We start from the raw sequence: 21,033 nt of genomic DNA on the forward strand, positions 1-21,033 counted from the left end.
TCCTTACGAGTCGAAGCCCATGCCGGCCGCGTCCATGGCTTTCAGCCAGGGGCCGCGTCGTCCCCGGTTGCGGTCGGCGCGGATCAGGGCAGCGGTGGTGAGCTTGATGCCGAGCCAGGCGAGCGGCTCGGGCGGGAACGGCAGCGGCTTCCGCCGCACCAGCTCCAGCTCCGTCCGTTCGGTCGGCCGGCCGGACAGCAGGTCCAGCATCACGTTGGCGCCGAACCGCGACGCTCCCACGCCGAGGCCGGTAAAGCCGGCGCAATAGGCCACCCGGCCGGCGCAGGCGGTGTCGAAGAAGGAGAAGAAGCGGCTGCAGGTATCGATGGCGCCGCCCCAGGCGTGGCTGAAGCGCACGTCGGCCAGCTGCGGGAAGGTGGCGGCGAAGTGTGCGGCGAGACGGCGGAACGTTTCCGGGCGCTGTTCGTGGCCGTGCCGGAGCGACCTGCCGTAGTGGTAGACCGCGTCGTAGCCGCCGAACAGCATCCGGTCCTGCCCGTCGGCATCGGTGGTCAGCCGGTAGTAATGGAACCGGTTGTCGTTGTCGGAAATGCCAAACCGCTCCGACCAACCCAGCGACTCCCGTTGCCCGCCGGTCAGTGGTTCGGTCATCAAGGCGTAGTCGTACACCGGGACGGTATGCAGCCGGGTGCGCGCCAGCAGCGACGGGAAGGCGTTGGTCGCCAGCGCGACGCGTCCGGCGGCCACGGAGCCGGCGTCGGTGCGCAGCAGGATGGATCCCGCCCGTTGGGACAGGGAGCGTGCCGGCGTGTGTTCAAAGATCTCGACGCCGGCGCCCAGGCAAGCGTCGCGCAGTCCCCAGGCGAGTTTCGCGGGGTGCACCATCGCCGTTCCCCGCCGGTCCCGCAACCCCGCCCGATAGGCGGGGGAGGCCACCTGCTGTTGGACGGCAGCCTGGTCCAGGAACTCGAGCGCGGGGTCCTCGGCGGCCTCCTCGGCCAGCCAGGTGACGTGGTGCTCTTCGGTGCCCACGGACAGCGTGCCGGTGCGTTCAAAGCCGGCGTCGATCCCGTACCGGGCCAGGCTCTCTTCGATCTCGTCCAGGTTCTGCAGACCCAGCTTGTCCAGCAGTTCGTTTTCGCCGGGGAGGTGTCTCTGCCCGTTCGCGCTCCCGTGGGTCAGGCTGGCCTCGCAGAAGCCGCCGTTGCGCCCGGACGCGGCCCAGCCGATGCGGTTGCCCTCCAGGAGCACCACCGAGCGGTCCGGGTCCCGCTCCTTGGCCAGCAGCGCGGTCCACAAGCCGGTGTAGCCGCCGCCGACCACCGCCAAATCCGCCGTCACCGGGCCGCGCAACGCCGGCAGCGGTTCGGGGCGCGAGGGATCATCCAGCCAGTACGCCGTCGGGGACGCCCCGGCCAAGGCGGCGTCGAGGCGGGCGGCCGGGATCTGTTCTTCGGCACGGTCATAGAACGTTTTCATGCCGGCACCCCCTGTCGTTCGAAGACCGGCTGGCCGGCCACCAGGGTCATGTCGGTGCCGACGGTGTGCAGCTCCGCCGGCGGCAGGCTGAACGGGTCGGCGGTCAGCACCGCCAGGTCGGCCGGCGCTCCGGGAACAATCCGGCCGCCGTCGTCATGGCGGTTCAGCCACGCAGAGCCGGAGGTGTAGGCGGCCAGCGCCGTCTGCAGGGACAACGCCTCGCCGGGAAGCAGCGGCCCGTCCGAGCCGTCGTCCGGGTGCCACCGGTTCACCGCCACGTGGATGGCCTGCCAGGGATCCGGCGTGGACACCGGCCAGTCCGAGCCCATCGCGAGCCGGGCGCCGGAGGCGGCCAGGGACGCGAAGGGGTACTGCCAGCCGGCCCGTTCCTCGCCGATCAGCGGCACCGTCAGCTCGCGCATCTGTGCGTCGTTGCAGGCCCAGAGCGCCTGCAGGTTCGCGGTGATGCCCAGTTCGCCGAAACGGGCGATGTCGGCGGGGTGGATGATCTGCAGATGCGCCATGTGGTGCCGGCCGCTGCCGGGGCCGTTCGCGTGCCTGGCCCCCTCGACGGCGTCGAGTCCCTCCCGCACGGCACGGTCGCCGATCACGTGCAGGTGCAGGTCGAATCCGGCGGCATCCAGTGCCGTCACCACTGCCCCCAGAACGTCCTTGGGCAGATACGTCAGCCCGCGGCTCGCCGCCGGACTGGCCGCCGCGGCGCCGCGGGCCGCAGGGTTTTCGTGTCCTGCCGCGCCGGCACAGGCACAGGGTTGCAGGTACGGCTCCAACATGGCCGCGGTCCTGTTCTCCGGCACCCCGTCCACCATGATCTTGGCGCTGGTGGTGCGGAAACCGGCCGCCGCATTCTGTTCCCGGCGGGCGATAAACTCCGCGACCAGGTCGGGGACCGACGCCAGACTGGTGCTCCGCGGCACCCAAAGGGCTCCGGCGGCGCGGCCGGTCAGCAGGCCCTCGTCCCACAACGTCCGGTACGCGGCACTGGCCTCCGGATAGCCGGCATAGTCGCCCAGGATCGCCTCCTGCCACCCGGTTACGCCTACCGAGTGGAGGTAGCGCTGGGCCTCCAGCAAGCCGGCCCGCATGTCCTCGGCCGTCGCGCGCGGGATGACCCGGTTGACCAGATCCATGGCGCCTTCGTGCAGGGTTCCGTCCGGGCTTCCGGCAGCATCGCGCTCCAGCAGGCCGTCCTTCGGGTCGGGGGTGGCGGCATCGATGCCGGCCAACTCCAAAGCACGGCTGTTGACCCAGACGCTGTGGTGGTCCGCATTGACCAGGTAGACCGGGCGGTCCGGGACCACCACATCCAGCGCCTGCCGGGTCGGGTAACCGCCCGGGAAGTCCGCCTTGTGCCAGCCGCCGCCGGTGATCCACCCGCTGGTGCTGGACGAGGCGAACGCGGCTATCCGGGCCAGCACTTGGTCGGCCCCGGTGCAGAGGGACAGGTCGCAGCCCAACCGCTCCATCCCGGCCATCACGGCGTGCACATGGGCGTCGGTGAAGCCGGGCGCCAGCAGCCTTCCGCGCAGGTCCACGACGGTGGCATGCGGCCCCGCCGCTGTCCGGGCTTCGGCGTCGGTTCCGATGGCCGTCACCACCCCGCCCGCGACGGCAACCGCCGTGGCTCCGGGCAGCAGGCGCAGCCCATCGAAGATCCTGCCGGAGTGGAATATCCAGTCTGCCGCCATGGCCGCTCCTCTGACGGTGCCGGAAATGAATGGGTTTCACTTATGACACAGCCGGCCGGTCCCTTTGTCAACGGTTTTGCCGGAGTTCCCCGGGAAGGTGCGGCCCCCGGCCTCGCTCGGCCCGCCGGGCCTCGGCGTCGGAATACGCAACGAAGCAGTTGCTTAATCCGTGTGAGCGTAGGCTACCCTTACTTTTGTTCGTTTCCCTTGATTCGAGGAGGCCCCGGTGGCCCTTTCACGCATGCGCGGGCTGGCTGCTGCCGCCGCCGTCGTCCTGATGTCCCTGACCGCCTGCTCCACCGGTCCCGCCGGCGGAGGTTCCGAGGGCGGCCCGTCGGCCGCGGCGTCCGACCAGTTCCCGGTGACGGTTGAACACGCCTTCGGCGAGACCGTGATCGAAGAACAGCCCGAACGCGTGGCCACCGTGTCCTGGGTCAACTCCGACGTGTCGCTGGCGCTGGGCGTGGTTCCGGTCGGCATGCCCAAGGAGGACTGGGGCGGAAACGAGAAGGGGTCCACCCCGTGGCGGGACGCCAAGCTGAAGGAGTTGGGCGCCGCGATCGGCAGCGAAAACGCGCCCACGCTGTATTCCGAGGCGGACGGCATCGCCTTCGACGAGATTGCCGAGCTGGCCCCCGACGTCATCCTGGCCGCCTACTCCGGGCTGACCCAGGAAGACTACGACACGCTCAGCAAGATCGCCCCGGTCGTCGCGTACCCGGAGACTCCGTACGGCACCGACTGGCAGGATTCCACCCGGATGATCGGTCGGGCGCTGGGCCGCAGTGCGGCCGCCGAGGACCTGGTGGCCGAGACCGAGCAGGCCATCGTGGCCAAGGCCTCGGAGTACCCGCAGTTGGCTGGCAAGAGCTTCATCTACGGCAACCTCGAACCGGCCAAGGGCGACGGCGTGAACGTCTACACTGCCAACGACAACCGGCCGAAGTTCCTCACCAGCATCGGCATGGTCCAGGCGGATGTGGTCACGGAGGCCACCGCCGGCTCCGACGAGTTCTTCATTCCGTGGTCGGCGGAGAAGGCCAACGAGCTGGAATCCGATGTCTTCGTGACCTGGGTGCCGGATGACAAGACCGCCGAGCAAATCACTACGGACCCGTTGTTGAGCCAGATCCCGGCGATCGAAGACGGTGCGCTGGTGGCGGACTCGGACAATACGCTGACGCTGTCCATTTCCGCCGCGTCTCCGCTGAGCCTGCCGTGGGCGCTGGATACCTTCCTGCCCATGCTCGCCGAGGCCGCCGACGCGGCAGACGCCGCCAAGTAGCCTGCGGCCGCCGCCCCGGTACGACGGCGAGGGGCACCCACCGCGCGGATTGAGCAGTGCCGGCGCGGGCAGGGTGCCCCTCTGCCTGTCCAGTCGCATAAGGTTGCCGGAGATTGCCTATCGCGGAAGGGGTGGGGGCGGTGAAGACCCGCGGGTCCAGCCGGGCGATGTCGGCCGGGCTGCTGATTGCCGGCATCCTGCTGGTGGCAGCCAACCTGCGCCCGGTGCTGACCAGCGTCGGCCCGCTGCTGGACCAGATCGGCGCGGACACCGGACTGGGAACCACCGCCCTGGGTGTGCTGGCCGCAATCCCGTTGCTGGCCTTCGGCGCGGTGTCCCCGCTGGCGCACGGACTGAGCGAAAAGTTCGGCGTCGAGCGCACGGTCTTCGGTGCCCTGATGCTGTTGGTCGCCGGGACGTTCCTGCGGCCGGTTCCCGGTACCATCGCGAATCTGTGGATCGGCACCTTCCTCGTCGGTGCGGCCATCGCCGTCTGCAACGTGATGCTGCCCGCGCTGCTCAAGCGCGACTTTCCGGAACGGATGGCTTCGCTCACCGGCGCCTATTCGGCCGTGCTGGGCGGCTGCGCCTCCCTCGGGGCAGGCCTCGCGGTGCCGCTGGCGCTCGTTCCGTTCGGCGGCGGACCGGCCGGTTGGCGCTTCGCCCTGACGGCCTTCGTGGTGCTGGCGGTGCCGGCCGTGCTGCTGTGGCTGCCCCGCCTGCGGCGCGGCGACGCGGCCGCAGAGCGGGCCCGTGCCGCCGCCGCGCCGGCTCTGGTCCGCGGTTCAGTGTGGAAGTCCGGCCTCGCCTGGCACGTGACGGTGTACATGGGCCTGCAGTCGATGACCTTCTACATTCTCATCACGTGGCTGCCCACCCTGGAACGCTTCCACGGCCGCGGCGACCTGGCCTCCGGCTGGGACCTCATGCTGTTCCAGCTGATCGGGGTGGTATCCAGCCTGCTGACCCCCGTTGCCTTGCGCGGGCCGACCCAGCGCCTGGCCGCCGCGCTGCCGCCCCTGCTGGTGGTGGCCGGCGGCCTGGGCATCATGCTGATGCCGCAGGTCATGCTGTTCTGGGTGCTGGTGGCGGGCTTCGGCTGCGGCAGCTCCCTGGTCACCGCGCTCTCGCTCTTCGGCTTGCGCACCCGCACCCACCGCGAAGCCGGTGCCCTCTCCGGCATGGCTCAGTCGATCGGCTACCTGCTGGCCGCCGCCGGCCCGCCGATCTTCGGCGGGCTCTTTGCCGCCACCGGCGCCTGGGAAACCTCCCTGGCGATGCTATGCCTCATCGCCGTGGGGCAGGCGGCCATCGGGCTGCTGGTTGGGCGGGATCGCTTCGCCTTCGCACCGGTGAGCCCGGCAGCGCCGGCCGGGTGACCCGGAAAGCCCGGCCGGCCGCCTACACGCCTTGGCGGTAGGTCTCCAGCTGCCGGAACCGGCGCTGCAGCGATTCGCGCCGGTGCACGTCCTCGCCCGCGGTGAGCTCGATGTGGCGGCGGCCGAAGCGCCACAGCAGCAGGTCGTCCAGCAGACGGTCCGGTCCGGGGGAGTAGCGGTGTTCCAGGGCGGCGCGGACATCCGTGATCGTTTCCGGGTTCAGCAAAGCAGCCAACTCGGTCGTGGTTTTCAGGCCGTGCGCCGCCAGCAACTCCGCTGCCCAGCCCCAGTCGTCGTCGGACTTGCGGTCCACGTGCGGCAGCAGGGTCTGCCAGACCTCGCGGACCCGGCGCGGGGTCAGCGGCGCCGCGCCTTCGCCCTCTTCGTCCCAGTAGCCGGTGACGGTTTCGTAGCGCTCGTGGAGTTCGGCGAAGGCCGATTCGACTGCCTCCAGCATGGCGGCCGTAGCCGTGAACTGCCGGTCGAAGTAGGGGCTCCAGGCCCGCGGGTCAGAGGACTTGAAGCGGATATCGTGCTCCAGTTCCGACCACGCGTGCGAAAGGATGGTACGGATCTGGACCTCGAAGAGGTAGCTGCCGGTGGCGCGGGCCGGTTCACCCAGGGCCTGCTGGTAAGCCTTCACCGTGTTGTTCTGCAGGGTGCGCATGATCAGGTGGCGGCTGGCGTAGCCATAGGTGCCGGACTCGATCGAGCCGATGTCCTTCTCGCGGTCGGCGCGGCAGTCGAAGTCGCTGCGCTGCCGCTTGATTAATGCTGCGGCCTCCCGGATTTCGTGAGGCAGGCTCACGATCACCCGGACGCCGACCAGATCGTGGATCTCTCGCAAGGGATCCGGAAACTCCAGCGCCGGCGCACCGCCCGGTTCGGCAGGCTGCAGCATCCGCGACGCTTTGTCCCGGAACGATTCAACGCTTTTGGTCCGGGCGGTGACGAACAGAGGCGTCAGTTCGGCAGTGCGGAAGATGTCGCGGATGCCCGACTGCAGCTGGGACGTGACGGTTGCCAGCGCCGGGCGCACTCGCTCGTACTGCGCGGTGTTGGCCTCCACCTGCGCACGCAACCGCTCGTCCAACCGGTCCCAATGAATGCCCATGCGCGCCTGGCTCTCCTGCGGTAGGTTCGTGCGGTAAATGAATAACCTACCAAGACAGCGGCCGCGAAACGTATCCGCAGGATGCCGGAAGCGAACTGCGTCCCGCGGCCGCGCGCTCAGCCCGCGGCGTGCGTGTCCGCCACCTCCAGCACCTCGTCCAGGATGGCCAGGCCGGTGCGTGCATCCTCCGGGCTGATGTTCAGCGGCGGCACCACGTGGATCCGGTTGAAGTTGGCGAACGGCAGCAGCCCCCGTTGGCGGCAGGCCGCAACCACCTCGTTCATCTCCGGGCTGGAGGAACCGTACGGCGCCAGGGGCTCGCGCGTGGCCCGGTTGCGCACCAGTTCCACCGCCCAGAAGGCCCCGACGCCGCGGACCTCGCCGACCGACGGGTGCTTTGCTGCCAGTTCCGCAAGCCCCGGGCCGAACACCGTGGTGCCCAGCTCCGCCGCATGCTCGACCATCTTTTCGTCCCGCATGGCGTTGATCGTCGCCACTGCCGCGGCGCAGGCCAGCGGGTGCCCGGAGTAGGTCAGCCCGCCGGGGTAGGCGCGTTGGGCGAAGGTCGCGTAGATCTCCTCGGAGATCGCCACGCCGCCCAGCGGCACGTAGCCGGAGTTGACGCCCTTGGCGAAGGTCAGCAGGTCCGGCACCACGTCGGCGTGCTGGATGGCGAACCACTTGCCGGCACGGCCGAACCCGGCCATCACCTCGTCCGCGATGAACACGATCCCGTACCGGGTGGCCAGCTCGCGGACGCCCCGGAGGTAGCCGGGCGGGGGCACCATGATGCCCGCGGTGCCGGGAATCGATTCCAGCACGATGGCGGCGATGTTGGCCGCTCCCTCCAGCTGGATCGTGGTTTCCAGGTGCTCCAGCGCGCGTTGGCATTCCTGCGCCTCGTCAGCGGAGTGGAACTGGCTGCGGTACAGGAACGGGGCGTGGAAGTGGACCGTGCCGGCGTTGCCGTAGTCGTTCGCCACCCGCCGCGGGTCGCCGGTGATATTGACCGCCAACGCCGTTCCGCCGTGGTAGGAGCGGTAGGCGGAGAGCACCTTGTAGCGACCGGTGTGGAGCCGGGCCATCCGGACCGCATGCTCCACGGCATCCGCGCCGCCGTTCGTGAAGAAGATCCGGTCCAGGTCGCCCGGGGTCAGTTCGGCGATCAACCGCGCCGCCTCGGACCGGGCGGCGTTCGCATGCTGGGGCGCCACGGTGCACAGCAGCCCGGCCTGCTCCTGGATGGCCGAGACCACCTTGGGATGCTGGTGGCCGATATTCGTGTTGACCAGCTGCGAGGAGAAGTCCAGCAGCCTGTTGCCCTCGCCGTCCCAGACCCAGGAACCTTCCGCCCGGGTGATAACCATGGGCGTGATCTGTTCCTGGGCGGACCAGGAGTGGAACACATGCTGCCGGTCCAGTTGATAGGCGCGGCGGCCGGCTTCCAGCTCCGCCGGGCTCAACGGGGTGCCTGTGGTGGTGGTCATCGCTCTCTCCTCTTAGATGTTCTGCGGGAAGCCCAGGTTGATGCCGCCGTGGCTCGGATCCAGCCAGCGCGTGGTCACGACCTTGCCGCGGGTGAAGAAGTGCACGCCCTCGGAACCGTGTGCATGGCTGTCACCGAACAGCGAGTTCTTCCAGCCGCCGAATGAGTAGTACGCCATGGGCACCGGGATCGGCACGTTGATCCCCACCATACCCACCTGCACCTCGTTCTCGAAGCGCCGGGCGGCACCGCCGTCGTTGGTGAAAATCGCGGTGCCATTGCCGTACGGATTGTCGTTGATCAGCGCCAGTCCTTCGTCGTAGCCCGGCACCCGCACCACCGACAGGACCGGTCCGAAGATCTCGTCCGTGTAGATGGACATCTCCGGCGTCACCCGGTCGAACAGGGTCGGGGCCAGGAAGAAGCCGTCGCCCTCGGCATCCGGCTCCACAGTGCGCCCGTCGAGCACCAGTTCGGCGCCGGCTTCGGCACCTGCCGCGATGTAGCCGGCCACCTTGTCGCGGTGAGCCGCCGTGATCAGGGGCCCCATGTCCGTGCCGCGCAGGCCGTCGCCCACGCGCAGCTTCGCGGTCCGCTCGGCGATCTTGGCCACCAGTTCGTCCGCGACCGACTCCACGGCCACCACCGCGGAGATCGCCATGCAGCGCTCGCCGGCCGCGCCGTAGCCGGCGTTGACCGCCGCATCCGCGGCAAGGTCCAGGTCGGCATCGGGAAGCACCAGCATGTGGTTCTTGGCCCCGCCCAGCGCCTGCACCCGCTTGCCGGAGGCCGTGCCGCGCTCGTACACGTAGCGGGCGATCGGCGTCGAACCGACGAAGGAAACGGACTTGATCTCCGGGTGCTCCAGCAGAGCATCCACGGCTTCCTTGTCGCCGTGGACCACGTTGAACACGCCGTCGGGCAGCCCGGCTTCCTTCCACAGCTCGGCCATCCAGTTGGCGGCCGTGGGGTCCTTTTCGCTGGGCTTCAGCACCACGGTGTTGCCGCTGGCGATCGCCACCGGGAAGAACCACATGGGTACCATCGCGGGGAAGTTGAAGGGCGAGATGATCGCCGCCGGCCCCACCGGCTGCCGGACCGAGTGCACGTCCACCTTGGTGGAGGCGTTCTCGGTGTAGCCGCCCTTGAGCAGGTGCGGGATGCCGCAGGCGAACTCCACGACCTCCTGCCCGCGCGACACCTCGCCGAGCGCGTCGTCCAACACCTTGCCGTGTTCGGCGGTGATGATGGCGGCCAGCTCGCCCTTGCGCGCGTTCAGCAGCTCGCGGAAGTTGAACAGGATCTGCATGCGGCGGGCCAGCGACGTATCGCGCCAGGCCGGGAACGCTGCCGCTGCCGCCAGCACCGCTTGATCTACGACGGCGGTGCTGGCCAGGGCGACGCGGGAGGAAACTTTGCCGGTGGCCGGGTTGGCCACGTCGCCGAGCCGGCTGTCGGCCTGCGGGGCCGTGTAGGTCCCCTCGATCCAGTGCTGGATGGTCTGCATGATGCTCCTTCTTCGCGGCTTCTCGTGATTGCACGCACACAGCCTGCGGCGAACCGAGGAGGTGTGCGTGGGTCTTCCCCTATCGTCCGGCGACTCGGGCGGTGGCACCACTGACACTCTGTCGGTTTAAGAGCTTTGCGACTTACACTGTGTCAATGCAGCTGAACGTGCGGGATGTCCTCGACCTCGAGGTAGTGCGGGCCGGCGGCCCCGAAGTCCTCTCGGGCGCAGACGCCTTGGCCACGCCTGTCCGCTGGGTCCATGTGGCCGAGCTGAGGAGCCTTGCCGGCCTGCTGGAGGGCGGCGAGTTGGTCCTGACCACCGGCCTGGCGTTCGAGGACTCAGCCACCGAAGCGACCCGCTACCTCGCCGAGCTGGCAGCGGCAGGGGCCGCCGCCGTCATCGTCGAAATTACTGCCCAGAGACCGCAGGCCGCCGCGGCACTGCGCGAGGCCGGCCGCACCGCAGGCCTGCCGGTCATCCTGGTGACCCGCCGCATCCGCTTCGTGGAGGTCACCGAGGTGGTGCACCGCATGCTGGTGGCCGGGCAGCTGGCGCAGCTGGAGCGGTCGCGCCAGGTGCACGAGGTATTCACCATGCTCAGCTTGGAGAACGCCCCGCCGGAGGAGATCGTGGCCCGGGCCGCCGAACTGATCGGCGCCCCCGTGGTGCTCGAAGACGTGGCGCATCTGGTGCTGGCCTTCGCCACGGCCGGCGTGCCCGCTTCGGAACTGCTCGACGGCTGGGCCGAACGGTCGCGCCTGGTGCACTATCGTGAGGAGACGGTCCGGGCCGGTTCGGCGGGTTGGCTGCAGGCGCCGGTAGGACTGCGCGGCCAGCGCTGGGGCCGGCTGGTGGTGCCGGTGGCTGGCGAATCAGAGGGCGGACCGGCAGCCGGCGAACCCTCGGTCGGCGGTCCCTCGTCGGGGGACCCTTCGGCCGGCGGGCGGGCGGCAGGAAATGCCGGAACCGCCGCAACTGCCGACGCCGACGCCGCCATGGTGCTGGAGCGGGCGGGCCAGGCCCTGACCATCAACCGCATGGCGGAACGGGACCAGCGCGAACTCTCCCACCAGGCCCGCTCCGGCCTGCTGCACGAACTCCGCCGGCCCGGTGCACTGGAAGAGAGCGAAGCCCTGGCCAGGGCGGCGGCCCTGGGGCTGGCGTCCGCCCCGGTCTACCTGCCGGTGGTGTTCCAGTTGGCCCGGCCTGCCGCCGAAGAACCGATCGAACTCCAGCGGCGGGAACGGGCGCTGCTGGACCTGCTGAACAGTGTGGCCGCGGCCGCCCGGGTGTCGGCGCTGGCAGCGAGCCTGCAGGCCGGCTCCATCGGGCTGCTGGTCTCGGTGCCGGCCAGGCAGCTGGAAGACCCGGTGCTGGAACGGCTGTGCGGCCAGTTGGCCGAGCAGACCGACCCCGACTGGACCGTGGGGGTCGGCCGCGGCCGGCCGGAGCTGCTGGCCGCTGCGGCGGGGATGGATGAAGCGGCGCATGTGGCCGAATCCGCGGCCGGGCTGGGCACCGGAAAACGGTTCTACCGCTCTTCCGACGTCCGGATGCGCGGCCTGCTCTCCCTGCTGCGCGACGATCCGCGCGTGGCCGCCTTCGCGGACGCCGAACTCGCCGCCATCGCCAACGACCGCGACGCGCTGGACCTCCTGCAGCGGTACCTGGAGGCCGGCGGCAACAAGGCCCGGCTGGCGCGCGACGGTTACCTCAGCCGCCCAACTCTTTATGCCAGGCTGGCCCGCCTGCAGGAGCAGCTCGGCGTCCCGCTCGACGACGCCGAGTCGCGGGCTTCGCTGCACGTGGCCCTGCTGCTGCACAGGATGCGCAGCTAACCCGACGCAGCAGACGCAGGGCGGCGAGGATGAGCCCCGGCCCCTTGCGCCGGCTCAGGCCCCTTGCCACCGGACGCCGACGGGCCGATATGGTGGAGGCATGAGCCAGAGCAGTGACACGGCAGAGTTCAGCACCAAGGGCGCCTACATCCAGGGCGGCGGGGAATTCGACCGGGACACCAACTACATCGAGGACCGGATTGTCGCCGATCCCGAAGCAGTCCGGGCCTCGAACGGTCCCACCGGCGGCACGATCGGCAACCCGAACGGCGGCCTCGGCGACGGGGCCACGGCCTGGCCGGTGGAGGCCGGCCGATATCGGCTGGTCGCGGCCCGTGCCTGCCCCTGGGCCAACCGCGCCATCATTGTCCGGCGCCTGCTCGGGCTGGAGGACGCCATCTCGCTCGGACTGCCCGGTCCCACCCATGATGCCCGCTCCTGGACCTTCGACCTGGACCCCGGCGGCCGCGACCCGGTCCTCGGCACCGAGCGCCTGCAGGAGAACTACTTCAAGCGCTTCCCGGACTACCCGCGCGGCATTACCGTGCCGGCCGTCGTGGACGAGGCGAGCGGCGCCGTCGTCACCAACGACTACCCGCAGATGACGCTGGACTTCTCCACCGAGTGGAAGGAGCACCACCGCGACGGCGCGCCGGACCTGCTGCCCGCCGACAAGCTCGACGAAATGCAGCCGGTCATCAAGCGGATCTACACCGAGGTCAACAACGGCGTATACCGCTGCGGGTTCGCCGGATCGCAGGAAGCCTACAACGCGGCCTACGACCGGCTCTGGGTGGCCATGGACTGGCTGGAGGAGCGCCTGACCAGCCGGCGCTACCTCATGGGCGACACCATCACCGAGGCAGACGTCCGCCTCTTCACCACGCTGGTCCGCTTCGACGCCGTCTACCACGGCCACTTCAAATGCAACCGGAACAAACTGGACGAAATGCCGGCGCTGTGGGGTTACGCCCGAGACCTGTTCCAGACCCCGGGCTTCGGGGACACCGTCGACTTCGTGCAGATCAAGCAGCACTATTACATCGTGCACGAGGACATCAATCCCACCCGGATCGTCCCGCAGGGCCCCGACCTCTCCGGCTGGCTGACCGATCACGGCCGCGAGGCCCTCGGCGGCAGCCCCTTCGGGGACGGCACCGCGCCGGGCCCGGTACGCGAATCCGAACGTGTCACCGCCGGCCACAACCCGCTCTACCCCGCGTAGCCGCTGTGTCCCTCCGGCTGGATGACGACGGCGGTGCCCGCGTGGAGCCACGCACCGCCGTCGGGCGTCCCGGCCCCCGCACCGGCCATCCCCGTATTGCCGTCAGCTACGCCCAGAACGCACCGTCCCATCCCGCCTGGTTCTCGGACGTGCTGGCCGGGCTGGCGGGGCATGCGGCCGCAGGCCTGAAAGCCGCGGGCGCGGATCCCGTCGTCGTGAATTCGGCGTCGGGCCACGTCTTCAGCGCCCTCGACTATGACGGCGTGGTCATCCTGGGCGGCGGGGACGTGGATCCCGCCCGCTACGGTGGCGACAGCGACGAAAAAACCGTCCACGGCGTGGACACCGCCGCCGACGAGACCGAGATTGACCTGGTCAAGGGGGCTATCGCGAACGGCCGGCCGGTCCTCGGCATCTGCCGCGGACTCCAGCTGATCAACGTTGCTTTCGCCGGCACCCTCTTCGAAGACCTGGGCCCGGAATCGTTCCACAAAATCCATCGGCCTCAGCCGCCCATGGCCAGCCATCCGGTGCGGATCGCCCCCGACAGCCTGCTGGCGGCGGCGCTCGGCACCGGAGAAGTGGCGGTCCAGTCCGGCCATCATCAGGCGGTGCGCCGGTTGGGTGACCGGCTTCGCGTCGTGGCAACTGCGGCCGACGGGGTGGTGGAAGCCGTGGAACTCGCCCGCCCCGATGAAGGCTGGCTGCTGGCGGTCCAGTGGCACCCCGAAGAACCCGGATCACCCGAAGGGCAGTTCCGGGCCTTGCTCGAGCCGTTCGTCGGGGCGTGCCGGAAGACGACCGCAGGACTGGGCTGACCAGGGCGGGCTGCGGAGCCGGTTGGCGGAGCGGTGGCCCGGAGCGGTTGCGGACTTTGCCTCCCCAGGCTCCGGGGTGGGAACCCGGCAGTTGAGCCCGTCCCGCTGAGGCTGGGGGGCCTAAGCCAAATGCTTCTCGGCGTAGGCCTTCATGGCATCCCGCACGAAGGACGCGCCGGCGTTGCCGCCGTAATTGGCGCCGAACCGCGGGTCGGCCACGTACATCTCGCCAAGGCCGGTGAAGTAACCGTAGGAGACCTGCTGGCCGCCGTTGGCGCTGGAAAGCCAGTCGAACTGGCGCTGCGCCAACGCCTGCGCCTCCGCGCTGTCGGCGGCGACCCCGGCTTGGCTGGCGGCGACCCAGTCGGCGATCAGCTGGCCGGACCGTTCCGTCCAGGCCTTCCGCTCCGCGCCGGACATGCCGTGCCACCACCTGTCGCCCTTGGCATAGGCGTCCTTGCCCCAGCGCGCTTCGACCTCCTCCTTGTACTGCGTGTGGTCGAATCCGTCGAACATCTCACTGGCCACGAGATCTTCGCCCCTTTCTGTCTTGTCGATGGTGGTCTTGACGGAGGCAATCTGCCTTTCCAGCCGATCACGCTCCTGCATCAGAAGTTCCAGATGGCCGCGCAGGGCCGCTGACGCGTCCCGGGCGCCCTCGAACACTTTGGTGATCTCCGGCAGCCCCAATCCGAGTTGACGCAGCAGCAGGATGCGTTGCAACCGCAGCAGGGCTCCGTCGTCGTAGTAGCGGTAGCCGTTGTGGCCGATGCGGCTCGGTTCGAGCAGGCACATGTCTTGGTAATGCCGCAGGGTCCTGCTGGTTGTTCCTGCCGCCTTGGCGACCTCCTGGATGGAGTATTCGGCCCGATCGAGCTGCGGTGCTGTTCCCATGACAACCACTATGGAGGTTGACGTAACGGCAACGTCAAGTGGGTCAAAGAGACGGGATTCTTGCCGTCCGGGATAGCATCGGCACGTGCACTCCGACCGGCCCGCAGATTCTCCCCGCGACACCGGCGGCGGTGCCTACCCACCCGGCGGGCAGAGCGCGGCGCGCCGCCAAAGCATCCGGATGGCCGGGCCGCTCGCGTTGTTCCTGGCGATGGTCGCGGGAGTCGGGCTGGCCATGCAGAGCCGCCTCAACAGCCAGTTGGGCATCGAGCTTCGGGACCACGTGGGAGCGGCCCTGGTGAGTTTCGGTACCGGGTTCGCGGCCGTTCTGCTCTTCACGCTGGTGCACCCGTCGGTGCGGGCAAAGTTGCGTGCCGTTCCCGGGCTCCTGCAGCAGCGTGCCTACCCCCGCTGGTACTTGGCGGCCGGCGTTGTCGGCGCCTTCTATGTGTTCGCACAAGCAGCCACCGTCGGGCCGATCGGGTTGTCGCTGTTCACCATCGCCATTGTGTCCGGCCAGATGGCTTCCGGCCTCCTGATGGACCGCTGGGGGATTGGGGCCGGACGGAAAATCGAGGTCAGCGGTGCCAGGTTTGCCGGCGCCGCTTTGGCTTTCCTGGCCTCGCTCATTGCTGCCAGCGCCCACCTGGGTTCATCCAGTTCCGCGGGGCTGCTCGTACTGTTCATGCTGATCCCGCTGGCGGCCGGGTTGATGCAGAGCGTGCAGCAAGGCGTCTTGGGCCAGATCGGCGCGGCGCACGGCAGCCCGGTGATTTCCACGCTGCTGAACTTCGGGGTAGGGACCGTCGCGCTGCTGGCGGTCTGGGCGGTCCAGGCGGTGTTTACCGGGCGGGCCGACCTGGTGACCGGGGACTGGTGGTTGTACCTGGGCGGGCCGCTCGGAACCTTGATCCTGGCCGCCGCCACCGTCGCGGTGGCCAGCACCGGCGTGCTGTTGACGACCTTGACGGTGATCGGCGGGCAGCTGGTGGGTGCACTGGTGTTGGATCTTTTCTGGCCGTCCGTGGGGAGCGCGGTCGGTCCGCAAACACTGGTGGGCATCGGGTTGACGGGCGCGGGGCTGCTGATTGCTGCCCGTTCCGGCCGGTCCCGCCGTCCCGGCCGCGCACGGCAGGCAGGCTGAGCGCCGAAGATCGGCGGGCGGGCGTGCGGCGCTACCATGGCCCAATGGACGACGGCGGTGCCTCGATGGGCCCGATGCGCTCGGTCTTCGGCGCGGATCCGGAGAGCCGCGCGGCGCTGGCCGTCCTGCACATGTTGCGCGAACTGGAGCCATGGCTGCTGCGGGACGACGCCGTCGTCGAGCGGGGGTCCCCGCTGGCGCTGCTGGACGATCGATTCGCCACGGTCCAAAGCGTGAGCAGCCTGCTGCGCCAGTCCCTGGCCGCGGCGACCGACAATGTGTTGGCGCTGCGCCGGCTGCTGTTCGAGGAACAGGGGGAGCAGGAGCAAGAGGAGCACGGGCAGCACCCGGAGCAGGAGAAGCCCGGGAAGCCCGGGAAGCCCGGGCCACCGGGGCAGCACGGGACCGCGGCCTACCGCGTGCACACGCACTCGCCGTACTCGCTGGTGCGAACGGTCATCGAATGCACCTCCACCGTGCTGTGGGCGCTCCTGCCCGACGACGGCACTGAGCGGGCGCGGCGCAGCCTGGTACTCATTGCCCGCGACGTCTTCAATGCCGCGTCGTTCTGGGATGCGTATCTGGCCGATCTTCGGCCGGAACGGCATGCCCGGGCAATGGATTACTTCAACGGGCGGCGCCGTGCGGTCAACGAGGCCGCGGAGTCGCTGCAGCTGCCGCCGGTCTTCGCCCGCAAGGCCGACGGTTCCTGGGGTTACGCCACCAAGAACCGTACGCAAACCTCCATCCTGAAGGACCTGCGGGAGGAGGATCTGCCGCCGTCGTTGATGTATGTCTGGCAGTTCTGCAGCGGGCATTCACACGGGCTGGAGTGGGCCTCCGCGAAGGGATCCCGGTATCCGGATCCGTTCAGCGAATCCGGCACCGAGGAGTTCCGGCCCGGGAGCATGCAGCAGCTGCAGCGGATGTGCGAGGTGTCGCTGGGCCTGGTGCCGCGCGCTTGGGACGTTTTCGATGCGCAACGCCGGGTGTGGCCCTTGCTCTGAGCCTCGGGAGGAATCAGCGGTAGGAGCGGTGCAGGTTTTCCTTGGCGGAGGCGCCGCCCGGGTGCTCGGAAATCCACGGTCCGGTGCCCTCGGATGGGTCCAGCACGCCGGTTTCCAGCCAGGCGTAGTCGCCCGCCAGCACATGCGAGGCCAGCCTGGCGTCGCTGGAGTCGGAATTACGCCAGAGTTCGCCGAAGAGCCGGCCGATCCGCTCCCTGGACTGCAGGCAGAAGGCGTCGGCCAGCTGGTAGGCCGACTTGCCCTGGGCGGCGTCCTGGCTGCGCAGCAATTCGGCGTGGCTGCAGCAGGCCGCCATGGCAAAGAGTTCGGCACCGATGTCCACGATCCTGCCCAAGAAGGCCTGCCGCTTCTCCAACCCGGCCTGCCACCGGCCCATCCCGAGGAACGTCTGCCGGGCCAGCCGGCGGGAGGACCGTTCGATGAACCGCAGGTGCCGGGCCAGCAGGCCGAAATCGTTGTACGACCGCGGGTCCATGCCTCGGCCGGCGAGCAGTTGGGGGAGCCATCTGGCGTAGAAGCTGCTGGCGCCCAGGGCCGCCTTCGCCTTGGCTTGGGCGCCGGCGTCGGGCGAGGCGAGGTCTCCGGCCGCTGCCAGGTGGGCGTCGACGGCCTCGCGGGCAATCAACAGGTGCATGATTTCGGTAGAGCCTTCGAAGATCCGGTTGATCCGCATGTCGCGGAACGCTTGTTCCGCCGGAACGGCGCGCTCGCCGCGGGCAGCGAGTGATGCGGCGGTCTCGTAGCCGCGGCCGCCGCGGATCTGGACCAGCTCGTCGGCTATCCTGCAGGCGAATTCGCTGGACCACAGCTTGGCCAGTGCCGCTTCAATCCGGATGTCCTTCATCCCGGCATCGGCGAGTCCGGCGGACAGCTCAAAGACGGCGTTGAGGGCGAAGGAGCTTGCGGCGATGAAGGCGATCTTTTTGCCGACCGCCTCGTGCTTGCCCACGGGTTTGCCCCACTGCACCCGGGCATTGGACCATTCGCGGGCGATCTTCAGGGACCACTTGCCGTTCGCGGCGCAGAGCGCGGGGATGGACAGGCGGCCCGTATTCAGCGTGGTCAAGGCGATCTTCAGGCCCTGGCCTTCGCGGCCCAGGCGGTTGGCCACGGGGACGCGGACGTTGTCGAACCGGGTCACGCCGTTTTCGATGCCCCTCAGGCCCATGAAGGCGTTGCGGTTTTCCACCGTGATGCCGGGGGAATCCGCTTCCACCACAAAGGCGGAGATGCCGCCGCGCTGTCCGTCATGCTCCGGGACCTTGGCCATCACCACTACCAGTTCCGCTATCACCCCGTTGGTGGTCCACAGCTTGCTGCCGTTGAGCAGGTACGCTTCGCCGTCTTCGGTGGGCGTGGCGGTGGTGCCGAGCCGGGCGGGGTCGGATCCGACGTCGGGCTCGGTGAGCAGGAACGCCGTCACGGCGCCGGCCGCGCAGCGGGGCAGGTATTCCCGCTTCTGCTCCTCGGTGCCGAAGACCTTCACCGGTTCGGGAACGCCAATGGACTGGTGGGCCGAGAGCAGCGCACCGACCGAGGGGTGCACGGAGCCCAGCAGCATCAGGGCGCGGCCGTAATAGAGCAACGACAGTCCGAGGCCGCCGTATTCGACCGGGATCTTGATGCCGAACGCGCCGAGCTTGGCCAGGCCGGCAAGGTACTCATCCGGGATCTTCGCGTCGCGCTCGATCCGCGCACCGTCCATGGTGCGGGCATACTCCTCCAGCTTTGCCAGGAACGACTCGCCGGCCTCGCGCTCGGACGGTTTCGGCAGCGGATGGGGATGGATCAGTTCCAGTTCGAAGCGGCCCATGTACAGGCCCTTCGCGAAACTCGGCCGGTTCCATTCGGTTTCGCGGGCTGCCTCGGCGAGTTCCCTCGCCTCCCGCTCGCCGGTCTCGGCCGGTCCGGCTGTCCCTGCTTCGGCCGGCAACGGTCCCGCGTCGGGCGCCGTGCCGGCTTGCCCGGCCTTCGCTCCGGCACCGGCGGCGCGGGCGGCAGTTGTCTGGTCGGTCTCGGCGCTCATGGCAGTCCCCTTCGACGCGGGCCTGCGGGCTCCAGGCCCTGTGCTGTTCCCTCATGTTACTGCCCGGTAGCCCTTTTGCCGAGGGGGGAGTCGGGATCCCGGGAATATCCGTGAATAACTGAAGCTTCAAGTAATCAGTTATTGCACGCTACCCCGGGAGCACCATGGACTTTGGCATCTTTACCTTCGGCGAGCTGACGCGAGGCCCGGGCGGCGAGGCGCTGTCGCCCCGCCGGCGCCTGGAGGAGCTGGTTCAACTGGCCAAGATTGCCGACCAGGCCGGCATCTCGTTCTTGGGGCTCGGCGAGCACCACCGCAAGGACTTCGCAATTTCGGCACCGGAAATCGTTTTGGCTGCCATTGCCCGTGAGACCACCAACCTGCGTCTGGCCACGGCGGTGACCGTGCTGTCCACGCAGGACCCGGTGCGCTTGTTCGAGCAGTTTGCCACGCTGGACCTGCTCTCCGGAGGACGCGCCGAGATCATTGCCGGCCGCGGCGCCTTCACCGAGTCCTATCCGCTCTTCGGGTACGACACGGCCGATTACGACGGACTGTTCGAAGAAAAGCTCCAGTTGTTGCTGGCCGCCCGCGGACAGGAAAACCTGAGCTGGAACGGCACGTACCACCACAGCATTCGGGGCATGGACGTGGCGCCGCGGCCGCTGCAGGAAAGCCTTCCGGTCTGGGTGGGCGTGGGCGGCACGCCTTCTTCCTTTGAGCGGGCCGGACGCCTGGGGTTGCCGCTGTACCTGGCGCTGCTCTCCGGTCCGCAGCACTTCGTCCGGCACATTGAGTACTACCGTGAATCCGCCGCAGCCCACGGGCACGATCCGGCCACGCTGCCGGTGGGAACGGGCGGCCATTTTTTCGTCGCTCCGACCTCGCAGCAGGCGCGCGACACGTTCTACCCGTACTACCGCGCGTACTTCGAGCAGAACATGCCGCGGCCTGCCGGGCATTTTCCCCGCGAGACCTTCGAAGCCTGGGCCGGCCCGGGCGGGGGCCTGCTGGCCGGCAGTCCGCAGGAAGTGATCGACAAGATCATGGAGCAGTACCAGCTGTTCGGCCACGACCGCTACATGGCGCAGGTGGGCCTGGGCGGGCTGCCGTTCGCGGACACCGCCCGGTCCATCGAACTCCTGGCCACCGAAATCATGCCGGTGATCCAGCGGGAAACCCATCCGGCCAAGCAGCCCTAGCGCGCCCTGGCCCGGGGTGTAACGCGCCCGGGGGTTGACGACCTTGGGCGCGGCGGCTTGGATCAGGCGCGGTGCTCGGCGGACGCCGCGTGCCGCAGGAGCGCGGCGGCGCAGGCGGCAGGCTGCTCCCAGTGCACCATGTGCCCGGCATCCTGCACGGCTTCGTGGTGCCAGTGCGGGTGCCGGGCCAGGAAGTCCGCGACCGCGGCGGGCGGCCGGGTGGGATCCCGCGTGCCGGTCAGTACCAGGGTGGGCGCGGCCACCAGCTCCGCGACCCCGGGTGCGGCGCCGGCCAGCCCCGCGGGAAGGCTCCGGCGCACGACGTCGGGGTGCCGCCTGAAGGGGGCCCGGAATGTTTCGCGGTCCGCACCCTGCGGTTCGCTGCCGCCTCGGAACCAGGCCCCGATGAGCTCATCGGCCGCAGCAAGGTCCTCCTCGGGGCGGGCCGGCTTCCGACCGAACAGGCGGCTGAGCCTGTCGACGGTTGCCGCCGACGGCGCCACCGGAACCATCCCCACCAAGGTCAGCGACGTCGTCGTCCGCGGGAAGCGTGCCGCGATGGTGGCGGCGATGTTCCCGCCCAGGGAGTGCCCGACCCAGTGCACCGGCCCGCTGCCGAAGCGGTCGACCAGGGCCGCGGCGGCGTTCTCGACGGTCCAGTCGAAGCCGGCGGGCAGGCCGCCGCCGTAACCGGGAAGGTCCGGGGCCGCGACGTCGCGGCCGCCGGCGGAGAGCCGGGCGGCCAGCGGCTTCCAGTAGCCGGCGGAGCAGGCCCAGCCGTGCAGCAGGACGATCGGAGGCGTCATGGCTCGATTATGCCCGGCGGGCCGGGCGTTCGCCGATGCCGCGGAGGTCGCGGGCCGTCCCGGAGCCGTGGGTGCGGCACGGGGGCAAATAGGGCAAGAAATCGTTTCTTATTGCCAGCGAAGATAGGT

16 protein-coding genes are annotated in these 21,033 nt (G+C 69.5%); 8 read left to right on the forward strand and 8 right to left on the reverse strand.

What is annotated here, in order from left to right; all coding sequences use genetic code 11:
- Positions 1-3: 3 nt before the first annotated feature.
- Positions 4-1,440 (reverse strand): NAD(P)/FAD-dependent oxidoreductase, encoded by a 1,437-nt coding sequence (locus AC5RVS_RS05560; protein ID WP_494107454.1) that lies wholly within the window; start codon positions 1,438-1,440, stop codon positions 4-6.
- A complete protein-coding gene (locus AC5RVS_RS05565) occupies positions 1,437-3,149 on the reverse strand; it encodes an amidohydrolase (RefSeq protein WP_494107455.1) in 1,713 nt (570 codons plus the stop codon). The genes AC5RVS_RS05560 and AC5RVS_RS05565 overlap by 4 nt, the downstream gene beginning before the upstream one ends.
- Before the next feature lie 241 nt (positions 3,150-3,390).
- On the opposite strand from AC5RVS_RS05565, the gene AC5RVS_RS05570 reads away from it, so the two are divergent.
- A complete protein-coding gene (locus AC5RVS_RS05570; protein WP_494107861.1) occupies positions 3,391-4,434 on the forward strand; it encodes an iron-siderophore ABC transporter substrate-binding protein in 1,044 nt (347 codons plus the stop codon).
- 113 nt (positions 4,435-4,547) lie between these two features.
- On the forward strand, positions 4,548-5,813 hold the full coding sequence (locus AC5RVS_RS05575) for an MFS transporter (protein WP_494107456.1): 1,266 nt from the start codon (positions 4,548-4,550) through the stop codon (positions 5,811-5,813).
- Positions 5,814-5,835: 22 nt separating this feature from the next.
- Here the strand turns inward: AC5RVS_RS05575 and AC5RVS_RS05580 are convergent, their stop codons facing one another.
- The 3 genes from AC5RVS_RS05580 to AC5RVS_RS05590 all read right to left on the reverse strand — a co-directional run bounded on the left by AC5RVS_RS05580 (position 5,836) and on the right by AC5RVS_RS05590 (position 9,920).
- Positions 5,836-6,927: a GTP pyrophosphokinase gene (locus tag AC5RVS_RS05580; protein WP_494107457.1), complete on the reverse strand. Its 1,092-nt coding sequence runs from the start codon at positions 6,925-6,927 to the stop codon at positions 5,836-5,838.
- A 116-nt stretch (positions 6,928-7,043) separates the two neighbouring features.
- Complete coding sequence (locus AC5RVS_RS05585; protein ID WP_494107458.1) at positions 7,044-8,414, reverse strand: aspartate aminotransferase family protein; 1,371 nt, start codon at positions 8,412-8,414, stop codon at positions 7,044-7,046.
- A gap of 12 nt (positions 8,415-8,426) precedes the next feature.
- A complete protein-coding gene (locus tag AC5RVS_RS05590) occupies positions 8,427-9,920 on the reverse strand; it encodes a CoA-acylating methylmalonate-semialdehyde dehydrogenase (protein WP_494107459.1) in 1,494 nt (497 codons plus the stop codon).
- A gap of 155 nt (positions 9,921-10,075) precedes the next feature.
- Between AC5RVS_RS05590 and AC5RVS_RS05595 the strand changes: the two genes are divergently transcribed.
- From AC5RVS_RS05595 to AC5RVS_RS05605, 3 genes are all read left to right on the forward strand, one after another.
- Positions 10,076-11,761, forward strand: a complete 1,686-nt coding sequence (locus tag AC5RVS_RS05595) for a PucR family transcriptional regulator (RefSeq protein WP_494107460.1) — start codon at positions 10,076-10,078, stop codon at positions 11,759-11,761.
- Positions 11,762-11,861: 100 nt separating this feature from the next.
- Positions 11,862-12,986, forward strand: coding sequence for a glutathione S-transferase family protein (locus tag AC5RVS_RS05600; protein WP_493989631.1), 1,125 nt, complete (start codon positions 11,862-11,864; stop codon positions 12,984-12,986).
- Positions 12,987-12,991: 5 nt separating this feature from the next.
- Positions 12,992-13,804 carry a gamma-glutamyl-gamma-aminobutyrate hydrolase family protein gene (locus tag AC5RVS_RS05605; protein ID WP_494107461.1) on the forward strand — a complete coding sequence of 271 codons (813 nt, stop codon included), beginning with the start codon at positions 12,992-12,994 and terminating at the stop codon, positions 13,802-13,804.
- Positions 13,805-13,924: 120 nt separating this feature from the next.
- Here AC5RVS_RS05605 and AC5RVS_RS05610 read toward each other — a convergent pair whose 3' ends face one another.
- Positions 13,925-14,698 carry a MerR family transcriptional regulator gene (locus AC5RVS_RS05610; RefSeq protein WP_494107462.1) on the reverse strand — a complete coding sequence of 258 codons (774 nt, stop codon included), beginning with the start codon at positions 14,696-14,698 and terminating at the stop codon, positions 13,925-13,927.
- Between the two features lie 85 nt (positions 14,699-14,783).
- On the opposite strand from AC5RVS_RS05610, the gene AC5RVS_RS05615 reads away from it, so the two are divergent.
- Together AC5RVS_RS05615 and AC5RVS_RS05620 are read left to right on the forward strand one after the other, a co-directional pair.
- Positions 14,784-15,842 carry a DMT family transporter gene (locus AC5RVS_RS05615; protein ID WP_494107463.1) on the forward strand — a complete coding sequence of 353 codons (1,059 nt, stop codon included), beginning with the start codon at positions 14,784-14,786 and terminating at the stop codon, positions 15,840-15,842.
- Between the two features lie 44 nt (positions 15,843-15,886).
- Positions 15,887-16,849, forward strand: a complete 963-nt coding sequence (locus AC5RVS_RS05620; RefSeq protein ID WP_494107464.1) for a hypothetical protein — start codon at positions 15,887-15,889, stop codon at positions 16,847-16,849.
- 13 nt (positions 16,850-16,862) lie between these two features.
- Here the strand turns inward: AC5RVS_RS05620 and AC5RVS_RS05625 are convergent, their stop codons facing one another.
- Entirely contained in the window at positions 16,863-18,896 is a 2,034-nt protein-coding gene (locus tag AC5RVS_RS05625) for an acyl-CoA dehydrogenase family protein (protein ID WP_494107465.1), read from the reverse strand.
- A gap of 164 nt (positions 18,897-19,060) precedes the next feature.
- Here AC5RVS_RS05625 and AC5RVS_RS05630 point away from each other — a divergent pair, with 164 nt between their 5' ends.
- Positions 19,061-20,098, forward strand: coding sequence for an LLM class flavin-dependent oxidoreductase (locus tag AC5RVS_RS05630; RefSeq protein ID WP_494107466.1), 1,038 nt, complete (start codon positions 19,061-19,063; stop codon positions 20,096-20,098).
- A 62-nt stretch (positions 20,099-20,160) separates the two neighbouring features.
- Here the strand turns inward: AC5RVS_RS05630 and AC5RVS_RS05635 are convergent, their stop codons facing one another.
- Positions 20,161-20,904: an alpha/beta fold hydrolase gene (locus tag AC5RVS_RS05635; protein WP_494107467.1), complete on the reverse strand. Its 744-nt coding sequence runs from the start codon at positions 20,902-20,904 to the stop codon at positions 20,161-20,163.
- Positions 20,905-21,033 lie beyond the last annotated feature (129 nt).

The sequence above is a fragment of the Arthrobacter sp. Y3221048 genome, from assembly GCF_059092685.1.